Origin of the sequence: Archangium sp. Cb G35, from assembly GCF_001896145.1 — a bacterium.
Classification (GTDB): domain Bacteria; phylum Myxococcota; class Myxococcia; order Myxococcales; family Myxococcaceae; genus Archangium; species Archangium violaceum.
The window spans coordinates 95251-111433 of sequence record NZ_MPOI01000024.1 but is presented as its reverse complement, the minus strand read 5'-3'; the positions used below and the strand labels follow the sequence as shown (position 1 = coordinate 111433).

Below are 16183 nucleotides of genomic sequence, written 5' to 3'. Positions count from 1 at the left end.
CCCGCTTCACTGTGATTGCCGGACTCATGACGCACCTGCTGTCAGCTACCTTCCACCCGTGAGGAACAGGCGAGGGAGCGGCTTGCCGCGCTGCGGCATCGAACCCAGGTTGCGCGGACCCAGGGGGAGGTCCACATGCGGCCATACCGTCGTTTCCATTCTCAGTACCGAGAACGGCTGTCGCTCGCGGACGGGACGTGGGCGGAGCTGCGGATGGTCCGGCCCCAGGACGCGGCGCTGCTGAAGGAGGGCTTCGAGCGGCTCTCCCCGCGTTCGCGCTTTCAGCGCTTCCTGTCGGCCAAGCCCCGGCTGTCGGCGGAGGAGCTGAGGTACCTCACGAGCGTGGATGGGGAGCGGCACGTGGCCATCGGGGCGGTGACGTGGAGCCCGGCGGGGAAGGAGTTGGGGCTGGGGGTGGCCCGGTTCTTCCGCCTGGAGCACGCCCCCGAGGTGGCCGAGGTGGCCATCACCGTGGTGGATGATGCGCAGGGCAAGGGGCTCGGCCGCATCCTGCTGGACAAGCTGGTGGAAGCCGCGCGCGAGCGGGGTGTGGAGCGCTTCGACTTCCGGGTGCTGGCGGGCAACGTGCCCATGTACAAGCTCGTCCAGACGCTCGCGCCCTGCGAGCCCGAGCAGGACGAGGAGTCGCTGTGCTTCAGCGTGCCGCTGGGCGCGCCGGCGCGGGGAAGCTCGGAGCTGCTGCGCTCGCTGCTGGCGCTGGCGGCACAGGGGGCGCTCACGATCATGGGTCCCACGTGCCGGTGGCGGAGCCTGTCCCGCGTGCCGCCGCCGGTGGCCTACGAGGAGGGAGCCCGCGTGCCTTGAGTCGCATGGTCCCGCTGGAGCTGCTCGAGGAAGGCGGGCTCGAAGACGCCATCCACGCGCAGTGAGTAGCGGAAGGAGGGGGCGGCCTCGACACCGTGGTAGTCGAAGTCGTTGAACCAGTAGGCGCGGCCGTCCACGTGCGTCTTCTCCTGACGCTCCTCGTTCCAGAGGTAGAGGCGCTTGTTGCCGCGCGGGCAGACGGTGATGAAGTGGTCGGGGGCCGTCTGGTCCTCGGGCTCGCCGTCGCGGTGGACGGTGCCGTGGTCGTTGGCGTTGAGCCCGAGCAGGGTGCAGCGGCCGATCTCCCGGAAGGGGAGGGACTTCACGAAGGCCACGGTGCGGGGGAAGTAGAGACGGGCCTCGCGGGTGAAATCCTTGCCGGCGCTGGTGCTCTTCTCGCTCCAGTAGCCGCCGGGGACGAGCTCGTAGAAGACCTTCCAGGGGAAGTAGACGCCGTGCTTGAACTCGAGGAAGCGCATCTGCTCGCGGGTGAGCGGGTGGTCGCGCTCCTCGCCGAACTCGTACTCCTGGCGGCGGCGCGGATCGAAGGCGCCGGAGTCGTTTCCGAGCGAGACGAAGGTGGCGAACTCCTTCTCGGAGAAGCCGCGGATGACCTGGCCGTAGTCGATGTAGGGGTCGTTGGCGAGCGAGGGCGGGACGATGCCCATGGCCTTGTGGCTGCCGCCCGTGTAGGTGGTGCCCACCTGTGCGAGCGCGTAGCAGATCTCCTCATCGAGCGAGGCGAGCTGATCCAGGTCGAGGTAGGGCTCGAGGTTGATGAAGGGGCGATCCCAGATGCCCACGAGGCCGTTGAGTGCGCCTGCCATGGCGTGTCCGTCCGACTCCGGGCCTCGAAGGGGGCCCTGTTCCAGGCCGGAGGATACGCCCCCGAGGGGCGGGCCGGGAACGGTAGACGGGAGGTCGGGCTTCCCGTGGTGCGGCCGGGCAGGCGTCATTTCTTCCTCGCGCACGCATGCACGGTAGGCTGGCCCGGGTCACCTCATGCCCTGGCTCGCCCTCGCTCTCCTCGCCATGATCGCCGTGCTGCTGCGGAAGCCGCTCATTGAGGGGCTGTTCGCGCTGGCGGAGGAGTGCAGCTTCCAGTGGGGGGCCTATCGCGGCACGCTTCGCATCACCCGGGTCATCGGGATGCTGGGCGCGGATGAGTTCATGCGGCGATCGCTGCGGCAGCTCCGGGTACACGCTCACGAGGCGCTCGGACAGACGGCGCGAGCCGTCGAGGGAGCGCGGCGTCTCGCGGACGAGGCGAGGGCGGTGGGAGATTGGAGTCTCGCCAACACGGCCATCAACACCTTCATCAACGCGGGCCTCTATCAGGATGCGCTCGAGGTCGAGCGCCGGTGGGGACCGCGAGGGGTGGACGACGCGGAGGAGTTGGGGCCTGACGAGCAGGAGGCCCTGGCGCGGTTCAACCTCTGCGAGGCGCTCTACAACCTGGGGGATTGGGAAGCCGCCCACGAGTGCCTCCGGGCCGTGGAGGAATCGCCGGCCGGGGAGCCCCTGCTCCGGCACGCGCTCCTCATGCAGCGGGCGTGGATCCAGGCGCACAGCGGGCAGGGAGCGGAAGCGCTCGTGACCCTGGAGCGGTTGAACCGCGAGGACATTCCCCGGGTGTATTGGAGCGAGGTGGCCTTCACCCGTGCGGCGGCGTTGTTGGCGTTGCGGCGGTACGACGAAGCCGGGAACGAGGCGCGGGAGGGGCTGAAGTTGGCGCGCCGGGTGGCGAGCACGAGGAACGGGCTGTTCATGCTCGGGCACATCGCGCTGGCGGCGGGGCGGCTGGAGGAGGCCGCACGCCACTTCGAGGCCGGTGCGGCACACCCGTACAAGGGGCAGGGCGGGAGTGCGCTGCTCGCGTGGGGCGATTGCCTCGAGAAGCTTGGCCAGGGTGAGCGGGCCCGGCAGGCATGGCGACTGGTACTCGAGCGGGACCCACAGAGCGCGGCGGCGAGGGAGGCTGCCTCTCGGCTCGGGCTTGCGGACTGGGTTGCTCCTGGGGCTCGCGGGTGATTCTTGGTAGGAAGCAACTACGCCTGTTGTCCTCCCGATAACTCCAGTCAGCCGGATTCCCCCTGCCAATGGAGTGAGTCATGCAACCATCTCGAGTCATCGGCCATGGCCAGCCGTGCCGATGGGTGCTTGCCGTGGCAGGTCTGGCCTTTCTGGCCGGGTGTGCGCATGTTGGCGAGTGCAATCCGACCGATAGCACGGTCTCATGCTGCTTGAAGGAAAACCCCGGCCAATACGAGCGGTGCGCGGCGGCAGCTCCACCGAATTCGCAGCCTCAGCCCAACCAGTTGCTGCCAGGGCAAACAACGGTAGCGCAGCCTGAGTTGGAGGTTGCGCCGATACCTGAACTTCCGACGCAAGACGAAAGGGAACGGTGGGAGAAGGACATCTGCCTACCGCACTACGAGAAGTGCAGAAGTGGGAGGCATGACGGCCGGGTCTGGGGAGAGTCGCATTGCAAGGCGTGCTTCAGCGCCTGCATGCGATACGGTTACTGGCCCCTACGTGCCAATGGGAAGGCCTGTCCCGGAGCGTAATCATGAAGACTTCACTCCAGGAACATCCTGTCACCTTCAGCCAGGAACTCGACCTTCACTACTTGGAGTTGCTCAAGGAGAAGGCGCCCTACGAGCGATGCAAGCGCGAACTCCTGAAGCTGGAGAATCGCTGGTTGCAAAAGGCAAAGACCCCTGCTCAGCGCCTCGCGGTGCAGCGCATCATCGCAAGTACCATCTTCACCGAGGCCTACGGCGACAGGATGCCATGGAAGGAGTTTGGCCGGTGGCTTCGTCGCCTGCAGCAACTCGGCTTCCGCGATCTGGGCATGCGTGTCCACGTTACCTGCCTCTACGTGCAGTCTCTTCATCTCTATCCCCGGCAGGCTCGCGAGGCATGGGGAATGTTGGAGGATGCCGAGCGCAGGGTGCGCCGACTCCGTCGAGAGAACCCTCTGCGCGAGGAACACATGGAGGCCATCGCACACGCGAGAAAGGTCGCCAGAGTGCCGCGTCCCCCTCTTCCTATGGGAACGTCAACCCGGGAATGGTGATGCCGCGCGAGCTTTCATCCTTCAGCGACAGCGTCAATTCGCCAAGGCCCTCGGTCCGCAGTGCGTCCACCTCCACGATGAGCGAACCTTGGCTGTTGGGCGCAATGGGAGTCTCCTGCCGAAGTTTCACTCTCCCTACCTCATTGCCCTGGGCGTCCACCAGCGAGCCAACAACTGCTGTCCAGGGCTCGGGGCTCAAGTTCTTCAACCCCAACTCCGCTGCGATGCTTTTGTCAGAGCGGTAGCCGAAGCCCCACTCGTAGGTGAGGATTCCTTCCGAACGGATGAGTTCCTTCCTGCTGAATTCTCCGTACTGGATTCCGCGTGAGCTGAGCGCTCGGTGGGCCAGCAGGTCTCGGATCCCACCCGATTGCTCGAGTTTGACCTGTAATCGTTCGATTTGGGTCCGCATCTGCTCGCGCTCATCACGGAGCTGCCGATTCTCTGCCTGCTCTTGGGCCAATTCCTGCCACAGAGATTCTCGGGAGCGCTGGTCGCGGTACACTTCGACCTGGTGGGTTGCCTGTCCCAGGTGAGCGACCAGGGAGAAGGTGACACGCTGCTGGTTGGCCCCATTCCCAAGGCGGGTGGTGAGCCGGAGGCGCTCTCCGGGCATCAAGTCTGGGGGAGGGAGAAGGCTGAGAGTGCCGCGCCCTTGCGCCACCTCGAGGAAGCGAACCTCATCTTGCAGTTCCACCTGGACTGGGGCGTCGAAAACAAAGTTCGTCATGAGCCCCGGGCTGATGCAAATCTCCCATCCCGCTGCCGCAGGGGCCAATGCGAGTTCGACGCGCTGCAATTCCTTGCAAGCCGCGGCGATGGGCGGCTGGAGGAGGGGAGTGCCTTGTAGAAGCATGAGGCCCAGGACACAGGAATGGGGGAGCACGGACAGTCGCCTCCGGCATGGGGTTACTCGAAGCGCGATACCGGCTGGATGGACATGATGTTGGAGACACGGGCCTGCTCGGGCGTGCTGCCGGGCTCCATGGCAATGCCGAGTCCTTTCGTCGTCCGCACCTGCAAGCAAACCGGAACGAGTTCACCGTTGGGCAGGTGTGCGCGGGTGAATCGGCCATAAACGTGGTTTTTCGCGAAAAATAGTTCGCCATCGATGCGGATCCGTGGCGGGAGATCTCCCCACGGAGGCAGGATCTCGGCAGTAGCTGGCCCCTCCGAAACCAAGGTTTCGGGGGATTGGGTGTCGTAGGGACGGATGATGATGGGGTCCGGTCTCTCCGGGATGATGTTGAAGCGCTTGTGGGTCGCGGCAGCACCGGGAGGGCAATCCGCAGGTTTCGGAGGTTGCCGGTGCTGCGGACCACTCACGCAAGCGGAACCGGCAATGCAGCCAGCAGCGAGCAGGGTTCGGGTCGTCTTGGACTTCGTCATGGGAGGCTCCTCGCGGTTCGTCGTGGTGGCGGCGGGCTCGGGAGTGGATGCCTTCTCAGGTACCGCGCCGCTGCCAACCTCTACCGTCAACCCCTCTGGTGCCAATTCCTGGCGAGGAACGTCCTGCTGGGATGGGGACTGGGAAGGAGACTCCTTGCGTTGGCCAGGAGGCATCTCCAGCGAAAACACTCCGAACAGCCCCAGCACGACGGCGAGCGCGAGCCCGGCAACACACCATCGCCCATGGACCCGGAGTCGAGGCTTCGCCGGAGCGGGGGCAGGGCGCTGCTCTTGTCTGGCTTCTGGGAACAGCCGGATGCGCCAGCTCTTGTCCGCCTGGGTGCACTGCTCCATCAGGTCCTCCGCGACTGCTCGTGCATCCGGGTAGCGGGCCTCGGGCTCCTTCTCCAACATCCCCATACACAACTCGCTCAGGGGCAGGGGGATGCGCGGGTTGAGTTCATGCGGAGCCGGTGGCGTCTTCTCGAGGATGGCCCGGTTCAATTCCGGGCCGTTCCGGTCTCCGAAGGGAAGCGTGCGCGTCATCAGGATGTAGATGACGACGCCCATGGCCCACAGGTCGTCTCCGGGCGCGAAGGGGTAGGGTTCGCCCTCCCACTGCCGGGCGAAGCGCAACGCCTCGGGGCTTCGGTACTCCGCGGTGCCCGGCGGCAGCCGCAGGGTCAGACGTGGCGCGCCTTCCTTGATGCCCGCCGCACCGAAGTCCACCAGGACCGGTTGCCCATCCGTCTCGCGAACGATGATGTTGGTTTCCTTGATGTCCCGGTGCACCACGCCCGCGTCATGCACGTCCGCCAGGGTGAGCGCGAACGGCAACAACACCCGTGTCACCAGCTCGAGCGCGGAGGGATTCTCCCGGGCCGCCCAGGCGTCGAGCGTGAGGCCCTCGACGAGCTCCAGGGCCAGGACGAGCCAGTCCGGCTCATCCTCGGGCCAGAGGCCATACCCATGGAAGGACACCACGTTGGGGTGGCGCATCAGCCGCAGTGCGGCCGCCTCCCGATCTCCTCGTGGATCGATGCGCACCAGCTTGATGGCGTAGGGCCGGCCGCTCCGACTCGCGCGGTACACGGTGCCGAAGCTGCCGGAGGCGATCGGCTCCTCGATGGTGAACCCCGCGACCTCCGTACCCGGTGTGAAGCGCAGTCCGGAAAGCCCACCCCTCTCGTCGAGCATCTCCCTGCCTCCAAAAACCTCGGAAGCTACCAGGGAGATGGGCTCGTGACCTGGATGTAAGGGGTAGGGTAACAGGTGGAGGACCAGGCTCGGGTATGCGAGCGGGGTCGGCTCCAACTCCAGCATGCTTCACGGAGGGCTGTGCTTCTAATCTTCCTCTCCTCGCCCCTCCTGTTTTCTTTTATTCCGCCTTTCATGGAGCTTCTCGACGAGCGAGAAGGGGAAGAGGGCGCGGTGATGGATGTTGCGGTAATACGCCGCCAGGTAGTGCTGGCCGCCAATCTGTATGACGGTTTGAGCGGGAGGATCGGTCTGACTGTTGAACCAGGCGCTTGCCTCTTCACGCGTTTCGAACGTGGCCACGACTGGCGGAAGGCCGTCTCTCGTCATCTCCTCGAGATGGTATTCGAGGTCTGGGTGAGGGACCAACGAGCAGCGCTTGCCATCACGAGAAGACATGATGACATGGTATTCATCGTCGATCAGGACATAGGCCAGTTCGGGCGGATTTGGATTGGCTCTGAGCCAGGCCTCCGCTTCTTCGCGCGTCTTGAAGGCCGCAATCACCCGGGCAGGGGCCTTGGATTCGACATCCCTCCGATAACCCTCGAAATCATTCGCCCGGCCATCTCTCCAGATGAACCAGAGTGCGTCGATGGCCAGGAGAAACAATTCCTTCTCCTTCGGAGACTGCGTGTCTTCACGATTTTTTCCGAGGAGCTCCTGCGCTTCGATGATTCGGTCGAAGATCGTCACGGTGCCTCCGCCGTGATGTAGGGATCGCAGGCCACTTCCGATGAAGCCAGCGCGGCCACTGGCACCAGTGCGATGAGGGCCCCAGGGGGGAACGCCACCAGGAAGGCAACTCCCGCGACGACGACAATGCTTCCCACCAGCGCCTCATCGCGATTGCGCTTCAACCAATCAATTGCCTGAGTCGTGGCCGAAAACTCTTGAGGGCGGAGGTTCTTCAAATCCTCGCAATCGCGATAGGGCTGCCAGCAGCCTTTCGTGCAATGCGTTCGCTTGGCTCCAGCCGAAGTGATGTGCGCATAGTCCTCTGAAAGAGGTCGATCCATACACGTGTCGATGCAGTCCGTGAACTCCGCATGGCAGTCGCGTTGGTGCGCAGCCGCGAGCACGATACGCCCGCATGTCCTCTCCGCGTGTGGTTGAAGCGTGAATCGCGAAAAGTCAAACTCGTCGATGGTGCGCCACTGGTGAGTGATGTGACCACTGGATGATTTCTGGAGGAGGAGCACGTATCGGTCAAGCTCTTCGACGGCTGGGGACCATCTGTCGCTGGTCATCCCCATGAACTCACGAGGGCTCGTATCGTTGGCTGGATCCGGGGCGATGACGGGCGCCGCAGCGCAACTGGACACGAGCGTCCCGAAAAGGAGCACTGTCGCCAGTGTAATGCGACAAGGTGCGCGGGTCATCTGACGGACTCGCATCAAGCAAGCAATCATGGAGCAAAAAGTCCCATATCTCAGGGCGCGGCGGCGGGCGGAGGCAGGGGCTGGTAGCGGAACGAGAGGCGAGCCGGTGTGCCAGCGCTGTCGTAGTACGAGAGCATCTGCAGTTTGAAGAATTGCCCGTTGCTGCTGCGGACCACGTAGGCCAACTCCTCGCGAGGACTGAGCCGGTGCACGGAGAGATCGTAGAAGTACCAGCCGCTCTCAACTCCGTTGAACACGGGCTCCGAGGCGTCTTGCTGGTAGCCCTCGGTTGGCGCGGTCGTGAGTGAGTCCCATGGCGTGTTTTTGATCACCGCCACCCGTACCTGTCCCGTGGGGTTGCCGCCACCGCCGTTCATCGTGATGGTGTAGCGCTGGAATGCCAGGTCCCAGGCGTTGGTCTCGAAGGCCTCATCGGTCTTCATCTCCCGGCCTTCATCGATGTCGAAGAAGACCAGAGCGGACTTGTTCGTCGCGTCGATCAGCGCGTGGGAACTCCCATCGTCCTGTGGTGTCACCTCGACGAGGGGCCCGCTGTTCGTCTGACCATCGAAGGGGTAGTCCGAGCGCAGGTCCGGGGCACATCCTGCCACCGCGAGCCCGAGGAGCAGCACCGTCCCGTGCATCTGTATCCGCATGTCGATCCTCACCCTGGCTTTCTCCCAGGCGAGGAGGGGGGCTGTCCAGAGGTAGGCAGTCCGTGTCACGAGGAGCGACTTGTCGGCCTGGGGGTGTTCGCGACTGGTACCGTCCGAGCCGGCGGGCAGGCAAGTGCCGTACGGGCATGAGGGAGCGTGCAATGAGGTCGGTGGTCCTGGCGCAATGGACGTTTCTGCTGATGGTCGTGGCTGTGGCCAGTGGCGGATGCTCCCACACACAGAATCCGGAGCGACGGGTCTACGTCATTTCCGAGGACGCGAGCGGAGTGGGCTCGAACCTCGAGAGCGGAACGGGCGGAGCTGGCGCGGAAGCTTACTGCAGCGAAATGGAGAAACAGTGTTTCAAGAAGTGCTGGAGGCGCAAGCCCAGAATCTCAAGCATTCCCAAGGGCTCCGGCATGCATCATGAATACTGTACCACGACGTGCCTCGAAGAACGCATGAGGTGCGTCAAGGAACAGGAGGAGTTGGAACGGCAGGAGTCACAGAAGAAGAAGCTTGATTTCCCAACCATCAATGCTGCACTCGGCTGGCTCAGGGAACACAAGACCGAGGTAGCGATTGGAACAGTCGTCATCGTGGGGGGCATGGCCGCCGCTCCTTACGTCATTGCTGTCGTGGGTGGCGCGTTGGTTCTGGCCCCGCTGTGAGGAAGGCCTGGTGCTGAGATGGCAGACATTCCAAGATTTGATTTGGATGAAGCGATCTATTTTCTGAACCCCTTTATCGAGAATCATGCGGAAGGCTCGAAGGAGAGGAGGTTGTTCGGGCTTGCTCAGATTGCGTTGCTCTTCATTCGTTACCGCGTGAAGGGGGATGAGTTCGAAAAGTTCTATAAAGCATGCTTTGACACCTCTTTCACGGTCGAGGTCGCTCATGAGTTCGCGACGCGGGAAGAGGCGGACCAATGGCTTGCCAGTGGAAAGGCTGTGCATACCGAGCGCGTGAAGATCGCTGGCAAGGGCTTCATGGTGGTCGAGGTGTCAGGGAAGTTTTACTTCATGATCGCCCCTCTCCCGGAGGAGTTGGAGACGGACGAATGGAAGGATGATTCCGAGGAGTAGGCGCCGAGGGGGCTCGGCTCCTGTCTCCGGGCTCAATACTCCCACTGGACTCCGCCCATCACGCCGCGCGGGGGCCGAGGGTTGAATTGCTGGTCGCCCACGTTGAGCAGGTTGTAGGCGTTGATGAAGACGTCGAACCCGCCCCGCACCCTGTAGGTGACATGGGCCTCGAGATCGAAGTAAGCGGGCGCCCAGACCTCGCGCTCCTCGCCGAGGCCGATCACGTTGACCATGCCACCGCCGTCCGTGCCCAGGTAGTACGGCCGTCTGCTCACCCACGAGCCCCGGACCGTGGCTTCCAGGTTCCACGGGCGGTACCTCGTGGACAGCTGCGCGTTGACGCGGTGCCGCGAGCGCGCCTCCAGCGGGCGGTTGCGCGTCTGATCCTTCGCGTCCAGCAGCATGTACGCCAGGTCCAGGTATGTGGCCCGGATGGGCAGCTTGAAGCGCCCGTTGACCTCGAAGCCCTGCGTGTACGCCCTGGCCACGTTCTCGTAGCTGAAGGTCACCGGATTGTCCGGGTCCGGCGTCCCTCCGGCCGTGATGTTGATGAGGTTGGTGAGCCGGGTGTGGAAGGCGCTCGCCGAGAGCACCCACCCGTCGATGGGAGGACGCCAATCCACACCCGCGTTCACCGCCGCGGAGCGCTCGGCCGTGAGGCTCCGGTTGCCCGCGACGATGTAGCCGATGCCCTGGTTGGTGAAGAGCAGGTACAGCTCCTGGAAGGACGGCGGGCGGAACCCGAGTCCCACCGAGGCGCGCATCGTCAGTGCCGGGTTCGGGTCCAGCTTGAGGGCCAGCCGCGGCGAGGGGGCTCCGCCGAACTGTGAGTCCAGATCGAAGCGGAATCCCGGTGCCACCTTCAGCTTCGGTCCGGAGTCTTCCGAGGACAGTGCCACATCCCATTCGTCCTGGAGGAACGCGCCGCCCCGGATGCGGGCCACCGGGCTTTCCGCGAGCCGCGCCGAGGTGAGCCGCTCGCCGAGTACCTCGACTCCGCCGGTGATCGCGTGGTCGCCGAGCCGGTGATCCGCCTGGACGACGCCCTCGTAGAGCCGGTTGACGTTCTGCGTGTAGTCGTCGAGCGCCCGCGAGCCGCGCTGGTCCTGCAGCAACTGGTCGCGGAACAGGCCGAAGTGCCCCCGGATTTGCAGGGAGGTGTCGCTGGCGAGCCGGTTCCTGCCGCCGAGCGACACATCGAACTGCTCCTGCCGCTGCCGCCGGTCCAGCACGGCACCCGAGGGGTTGAGGTCGACGGCGTTCTCGTCGCGGAAGGTGTACTGGCTGCGCAGCCACAGGCGCGACCGGTCATCCGGCGCGTAGGCGAGCGCCACGTCGCCGTCGATCCGGCGGATGCCCGAGCCGCTCGTCGCCGCATCCGCGGGCACCCAGTCGTAGGGGTTGCGGGTGCGGTAACCGCCGCCCAGGCGCACCTCGAAGGGGCCCTGCTTCGTGCCCGCGTTCGCGCGGACGTCGCCCTCCAGCAGCGTGCCGAACGAGCCCCGGACTCCCAGCTCCAGCGGGCGCTGCACGTGCCGTGAAATGAGGTTCACCACGCCGCCGATGGCATCCGCTCCATAGAGCGCCGCCGCGGGCCCCTTGACGATCTCCACGCGCTCCACGTCGCGCAGGCTGAAGCGTCCGAGGTCCAGCGTGGTGCCCACCCGGCCGCTCACGCGCTCACCGTCCACGAGGATGAGCACGTACTCGGGATCCAGTCCCTGCAGGCGCATGCCCGTGCCCCGGAAGGTCTGCACGAGCTCCACGCCCGGGTGTTGCTGCAGCAGCTGGCCCAGGTCCCGCGCACCCACTGCTTCGATCTGCTTGCGGGTGATGACCTCGGTGGCCACCACCACGTCCTCGAGCTTGCGCTCGGAGCGTGTGGCGGTGATGACCGTCTGCTTGCGCCGGTCCGCTTCCTCGGGCTCGGGGGCCGCCGGGGGCGGGGCGGGGGCGGGTTCGGAGATGACGGGCCCGGCGGCGTCGGGGCTGGGGACGGCCGCGCCGGGCTGCTGGGGGTCGATCGGCTGGCTCACCACGAGGGCGGCCACCAGGGGGAGGATCACGGGGTGACTCTCGGCCGGATGCCCCCGATCGTCAATGGGCGCACTCCAGGCGAGCAGACTCGCGAAATGAGAAAGGGCCCCGGGTTGAATCCCGGGGCCCTCGATACCCTCACCCCGTCCCTCTCCCGGGGGGAGAGGGGAGGGTTATGCGGCCTTCGCCTGGCCCTTGCCGAAGGTCAGCCCATCCTTGCCCGCGTCCACCACGATGTGGTCCCCGGGCAGGAACTCGCCCCCGAGTACCTTCAGCGCCAGCGGATCCATCAGGTACTTCTGGATGGCCCGCTTCAGCGGCCGCGCGCCGTACGTCGGATCGTAACCGCGGTCGGACAACACATCCTGCGCCTTCTCCGTCAGCTCCAGCGTCAGCCGCTTGTCGCTCAGCAGCTTCTGCAGCCGCGCCACCTGCAGCTCGACGATCCGCCGGATGTCCTTCTTGCGCAGCGGCTCGAAGATGATGACCTCGTCCACGCGGTTGAGGAACTCCGGCCGGAAGTGCTGGCGCAAAATCCCCATCACGTCATCGCGCGTCGCCTCGTCCAGCTCCTCCTTGCCCTGCATTCCCTCCTGCAGCGCCTGCGAGCCGATGTTGCTCGTGAGGATCAGCACCGTGTTCTTGAAGTCCACGGTCCTGCCCTGGCTGTCCGTCAGCCGGCCCTCGTCGAGAATCTGGAGCAGCATGTTGAAGACGTCCGGGTGGGCCTTCTCGATCTCATCGAACAGGACCACCGTGTACGGCCGGCGCCGTACCGCCTCGGTGAGCTGGCCACCCTCCTCGTAGCCGACGTACCCCGGAGGCGCGCCCACCAGCCGGGCCACGGCGTGCTTCTCCATGTACTCGGACATGTCGATGCGCACCATCGCGGTGTCGTCGTCGAAGAGGAACTCCGCCAGCGCCTTGGCCGTCTCCGTCTTGCCCACGCCCGTGGGGCCCAGGAAGATGAACGAGCCGATGGGCCGGTTCGGGTCCTGCAACCCGGAGCGTGCCCGGCGCACCGCGTTGCTCACCGCCTCGATGGGGCTGCGCTGCCCGATGACCCGCTTCGCCAGCCGGTCCTCCATGTGCACCAGCTTCTGGACCTCGCCCTCCAACAGCTTGGAGACGGGGATGCCCGTCCACTTGCCCACCACGGCGGCGATGTCCTCCGCGTCCACCTCCTCCTTGAGGAACTTGTGGCTCTTCTGCAGCTCGGCCAGCTTCGCGTTCTGCTGGGCGATCTCCTTCTCCAGGCTGGGCATGACGCCGTACTTGATCTCCGCCGCCTTGTTGAAGTCGCCCAGCCGCTCGGCCGCGGCCTGATCGTTCTTCGCCTTCTCGAGCTTCTCCTTCTGCTCGCGGATGCCGGCAATGGCCTTCTTCTCCGAGTCCCAGTGCGCCTTCAGCCCGGTGAAGCGCTCGTTGAGCTCGGCCAGCTCCTTCTCGATCTTCTTCAGCCGCTCCACCGAGTGCGGATCCGTCTCCTTGCGCAGGCCCTCGCGCTCGATCTCCAGCTGGTTCATCTTCCGCCGGATGTCGTCGATCTCCGTGGGCATCGAGTCGATCTCGATGCGCAGGCGGCTGCACGCCTCGTCCACGAGGTCGATCGCCTTGTCCGGCAGGAAGCGGTCGGAGATGTAGCGGTTGGACAGGTTGGCCGCGGACACCAGCGCCGAGTCCTGGATGCGCACGCCGTGGTGCACCTCGTAGCGCTCCTTGAGGCCACGCAGGATGCTGATGGTGTCGTGCACGCTGGGCTCGCCCACCACCACCGGCTGGAAGCGCCGCTCCAGGGCCGCGTCCTTCTCGATGTGCTTGCGGTACTCATCCAGCGTGGTCGCGCCGATGCAGTGCAGCTCACCGCGCGCCAGCGCCGGCTTGAGCATGTTGCCCGCGTCCATCGAGCCCTCGGCCTTGCCCGCGCCCACCAGGGTGTGCAGCTCGTCGATGAAGAGGATGATCTCCCCCGCCGCGTCCGCCACTTCCTTGAGGACGGCCTTGAGGCGCTCCTCGAACTCGCCGCGGAACTTGGCCCCGGCCACCATCGCGCCCAGGTCCAACGTCACCAGCCGCTTGTTCTTCAGCCCCTCGGGCACGTCCCCGTCGATGATGCGCCGCGCCAGGCCCTCGACGATGGCCGTCTTGCCCACGCCCGGCTCACCGATGAGCACCGGGTTGTTCTTCGTGCGCCGGCTCAGCACCTGGATGCAGCGGCGGATCTCCTCGTCCCGGCCGATGACGGGATCCAACTTGCCGGCCCGTGCCGCCTCCGTCAGATCGCGCCCGTACTTCTCCAGCGCCTGGTAGGTGGACTCCGCGTCCTGGCTCGTCACCCGGCTGGAGCCACGCACTTCCTTCAGGCTGGACAGGACGCGCTCGCGCGTCACGCCCGAGGACTTCATCACCTCGCCCACGGCGCCCTTGTCCTGCGCGAGCGCCAGCAGCAGGTGCTCGCTGGAGACGAACTCGTCCTTGAGCGACTTGGCCTCGTCCTCGGCCTTGTCGAATGTTTTCAGCAGCCGCTGGCTGAGCGTCGCGCCCTCGCCGCCCTGCATCCGCGGCAGCTTTTGCAGCGCCTCGCCCAACCGGCCGGCGAACAGCTTCACGTCCACGCCAATCTTGCGCAGCAGCGGCTCGACGATGCCCTCTTTCTGCCCGAGCAGCGCGGTGGCGAGATGCTCCGGCTCGTAGTTCGGGTTGTCAGCCCGGCGCGCCAGAGACTGGCCTTCCTGAATGGCCTCCTGGGCCTTGACTGTGTACTTGTCGAGTCTCATGACCCCAACGTAAGGGCCGGGGGAGCCTTGGCAAGAACTCGGGGGCCGCCCACATTTCACTTGTCGCGTGGGCCTGGATGCTTGGAGCCTCTAGTAACTTCCAGGCTCTCCGGGAGTTGCCTTTCTCCTACCACCCCGGGTATATGCGCGCCCATCTTGGGGGGCATCCTCTGGAAGCGCACGGCGGTTATCTCATCCGAACTGAATCCCTGGGCGGCCTGAAGCTCCTGGAGCTGGCCCGGCGGGCGCTCGTCGAGGACGGTGCTCCGGCGGACACCCAGTTGTCGGTGTGCGTCTACCGCGGGCGGAAGATCATCCGGCTGGCGCTGGACGGCCCCCACACGGCGGGACGCCGGGGCTCGCACTGGTACAGCGAGCATCAGGCGCTCGCCCGGCTGCTGTCCAAGGAGGCGGGCCTCACGGTCCACTCCTACGTCTACGACCCCCAGGAGTACGAGGAGGTCATGGCCTTCGGTGGAGGCCAGAACGTGGGCGGGGAGCGGCTCCCTTATGACGAGGTGGAGCTGCCCGAGTGCCTGGACGGGGACTTCGACGACGAGGCCTTCGCGCGGATGCAGGAGCGCTGGCCGCTGGGCCACCTGGCGTGGGTGTACGGGGTGGAGAGGGATCTGCTGCTGCAACTGCACCGCATGCAGGGGGCGCGGCTGGGGCTCAACGGCTCGGAGCCGGAGTCGGAGCGGCCGCTGGAGCACCTGCTGAGGGGCGTCGCGGCGTAGTCAGTCCTCTTCTTCCACGGCCAACTCGCCATCCTGGGCGGTGATGGCCTGGCGGACGCTCTCGGAGCGGAAGTACTGGCCGATCAGGGCGAAGGTGCCGGCGATGAGGGCCGTCATGCCCATGGCGAAGGCCGCGGCGATCCCGGGCAGCATGGCCTTGAGCTGGGCGGCTGCCTGGGGATTCTGGAAGGCGGGCAGGGTGCTGAGGTGATCGGCCATGACGGGGCCGATGCGCCGCGCCACCACGGCCCACTGGGCACCGTCGATGGTACGCAGCAGGGCGGCGAGGATGGCGGAGACGGAGAGCACCCGGCGCATCCGCTCCAGGGGCAGTCCTCCGGGCCGGAGCAGCCGGCCGGCGGCCACGAAGGCGAAGGAGCACGCCACCGAGAGCGCCCCGAGCACCAGCGAGCGCGACTCGCGCATGGGCTCGAGCGCGGCGATCTGCGCCTCGGAGATGTGCGCGGCGACGAGCACATCCGGGTCCTTGGAGAAGCGCGACAGGTTGCTGACCTCGTCGCGCAGCTCCCCCAGGTGGCCCAGCTCCAGGGTCTCCCGGAGGGCCGAGAAGCCCGTGAGGGCGGCGAGCACGAGGCACACCGCCGCCGCGAAGCGGATGCGCCGCGGCAGGAGCGGGGTGGGGGAGCTTGGGGACGTCACCGCTTGTTCGCCTCCACGAAGCGCAGGCGCAGGTCGGCGAGGAGGTTGTCGAAGAGCTGCTTCTCCTCGGGGGTGAGATTGCCGCGCGTCTTCTCGTGCAGCATTCCCAGCAACTCGATGCTCTGACGGGCGAGGACGAGGTCCTTGCCGGCCTGGCCCGTCTCCGGGTTGGGCGCCTCCCCCAGGTGGATGAGGGCACTGGACGCCAGCCCGATGAGGAAGGTGCTGAAGGTGATGGCCGCCTCGGGCACCTCACCCTTCATCACGAAGGTCTCTCCGCGCTTCTCCTCGCTCATGGC

Annotated in this window: 16 protein-coding genes; 6 read left to right on the top strand and 10 right to left on the bottom strand. The window is 65.9% G+C overall.

Going from position 1 to position 16183, the window contains the following annotated elements:
* Positions 1-135 precede the first annotated feature (135 nt).
* Entirely contained in the window at positions 136-825 is a 690-nt protein-coding gene (locus BO221_RS49820) for a GNAT family N-acetyltransferase (RefSeq protein WP_083682714.1), read from the top strand.
* Here BO221_RS49820 and BO221_RS49815 read toward each other — a convergent pair.
* Positions 798-1652 (bottom strand): hypothetical protein, encoded by an 855-nt coding sequence (locus BO221_RS49815; RefSeq protein WP_073567990.1) that lies wholly within the window; start codon positions 1650-1652, stop codon positions 798-800. The genes BO221_RS49820 and BO221_RS49815 overlap by 28 nt on opposite strands.
* 175 nt (positions 1653-1827) lie before the next feature.
* Here BO221_RS49815 and BO221_RS49810 point away from each other — a divergent pair, with 175 nt between their 5' ends.
* Together BO221_RS49810 and BO221_RS49805 are read left to right on the top strand one after the other, a co-directional pair.
* Positions 1828-2856, top strand: a complete 1029-nt coding sequence (locus BO221_RS49810; protein ID WP_073567989.1) for a lipopolysaccharide assembly protein LapB — start codon at positions 1828-1830, stop codon at positions 2854-2856.
* Between the two features lie 538 nt (positions 2857-3394).
* Entirely contained in the window at positions 3395-3904 is a 510-nt protein-coding gene (locus BO221_RS49805) for a hypothetical protein (protein WP_083682712.1), read from the top strand.
* Here BO221_RS49805 and BO221_RS49800 read toward each other — a convergent pair.
* The 5 genes from BO221_RS49800 to BO221_RS49780 form a co-directional block, all read right to left on the bottom strand.
* Positions 3876-4760 (bottom strand): DUF2381 family protein, encoded by an 885-nt coding sequence (locus tag BO221_RS49800; protein WP_233166624.1) that lies wholly within the window; start codon positions 4758-4760, stop codon positions 3876-3878. The two genes, BO221_RS49805 and BO221_RS49800, sit on opposite strands and share 29 nt — an antisense overlap.
* A 53-nt stretch (positions 4761-4813) precedes the next feature.
* On the bottom strand, positions 4814-6490 hold the full coding sequence (locus tag BO221_RS49795; protein WP_073567987.1) for a serine/threonine-protein kinase: 1677 nt from the start codon (positions 6488-6490) through the stop codon (positions 4814-4816).
* Positions 6491-6637: 147 nt separating this feature from the next.
* Positions 6638-7246, bottom strand: coding sequence for a head protein (locus BO221_RS49790; RefSeq protein ID WP_073567986.1), 609 nt, complete (start codon positions 7244-7246; stop codon positions 6638-6640).
* On the bottom strand, positions 7243-7752 hold the full coding sequence (locus tag BO221_RS56905; protein WP_233166619.1) for a hypothetical protein: 510 nt from the start codon (positions 7750-7752) through the stop codon (positions 7243-7245). The genes BO221_RS49790 and BO221_RS56905 overlap by 4 nt, the downstream gene beginning before the upstream one ends.
* A gap of 230 nt (positions 7753-7982) precedes the next feature.
* Positions 7983-8600, bottom strand: coding sequence for an HmuY family protein (locus tag BO221_RS49780; protein WP_233166618.1), 618 nt, complete (start codon positions 8598-8600; stop codon positions 7983-7985).
* A gap of 149 nt (positions 8601-8749) precedes the next feature.
* Between BO221_RS49780 and BO221_RS49775 the strand changes: the two genes are divergently transcribed.
* Together BO221_RS49775 and BO221_RS49770 are read left to right on the top strand one after the other, a co-directional pair.
* Positions 8750-9259, top strand: a complete 510-nt coding sequence (locus tag BO221_RS49775) for a hypothetical protein (RefSeq protein ID WP_143196150.1) — start codon at positions 8750-8752, stop codon at positions 9257-9259.
* An 18-nt stretch (positions 9260-9277) separates the two neighbouring features.
* Positions 9278-9673, top strand: coding sequence for a hypothetical protein (locus BO221_RS49770; protein ID WP_073567984.1), 396 nt, complete (start codon positions 9278-9280; stop codon positions 9671-9673).
* Positions 9674-9705: 32 nt separating this feature from the next.
* Here BO221_RS49770 and BO221_RS49765 read toward each other — a convergent pair whose 3' ends face one another.
* Entirely contained in the window at positions 9706-11739 is a 2034-nt protein-coding gene (locus BO221_RS49765; RefSeq protein WP_073567983.1) for a TonB-dependent siderophore receptor, read from the bottom strand.
* A gap of 144 nt (positions 11740-11883) precedes the next feature.
* Entirely contained in the window at positions 11884-14487 is a 2604-nt protein-coding gene (clpB, locus tag BO221_RS49760) for an ATP-dependent chaperone ClpB (protein WP_073567982.1), read from the bottom strand.
* A gap of 143 nt (positions 14488-14630) precedes the next feature.
* Between clpB and BO221_RS49755 the strand changes: the two genes are divergently transcribed.
* Positions 14631-15224, top strand: coding sequence for a hypothetical protein (locus BO221_RS49755; protein WP_073567981.1), 594 nt, complete (start codon positions 14631-14633; stop codon positions 15222-15224).
* Here BO221_RS49755 and BO221_RS49750 read toward each other — a convergent pair whose 3' ends face one another.
* Complete coding sequence (locus BO221_RS49750; RefSeq protein WP_073567980.1) at positions 15225-15884, bottom strand: hypothetical protein; 660 nt, start codon at positions 15882-15884, stop codon at positions 15225-15227. It lies immediately after the preceding gene.
* Positions 15881-16180: a DUF1844 domain-containing protein gene (locus BO221_RS49745; RefSeq protein ID WP_043411630.1), complete on the bottom strand. Its 300-nt coding sequence runs from the start codon at positions 16178-16180 to the stop codon at positions 15881-15883. The genes BO221_RS49750 and BO221_RS49745 overlap by 4 nt, the downstream gene beginning before the upstream one ends.
* Between the last annotated feature and the right edge of the window lie 3 nt (positions 16181-16183).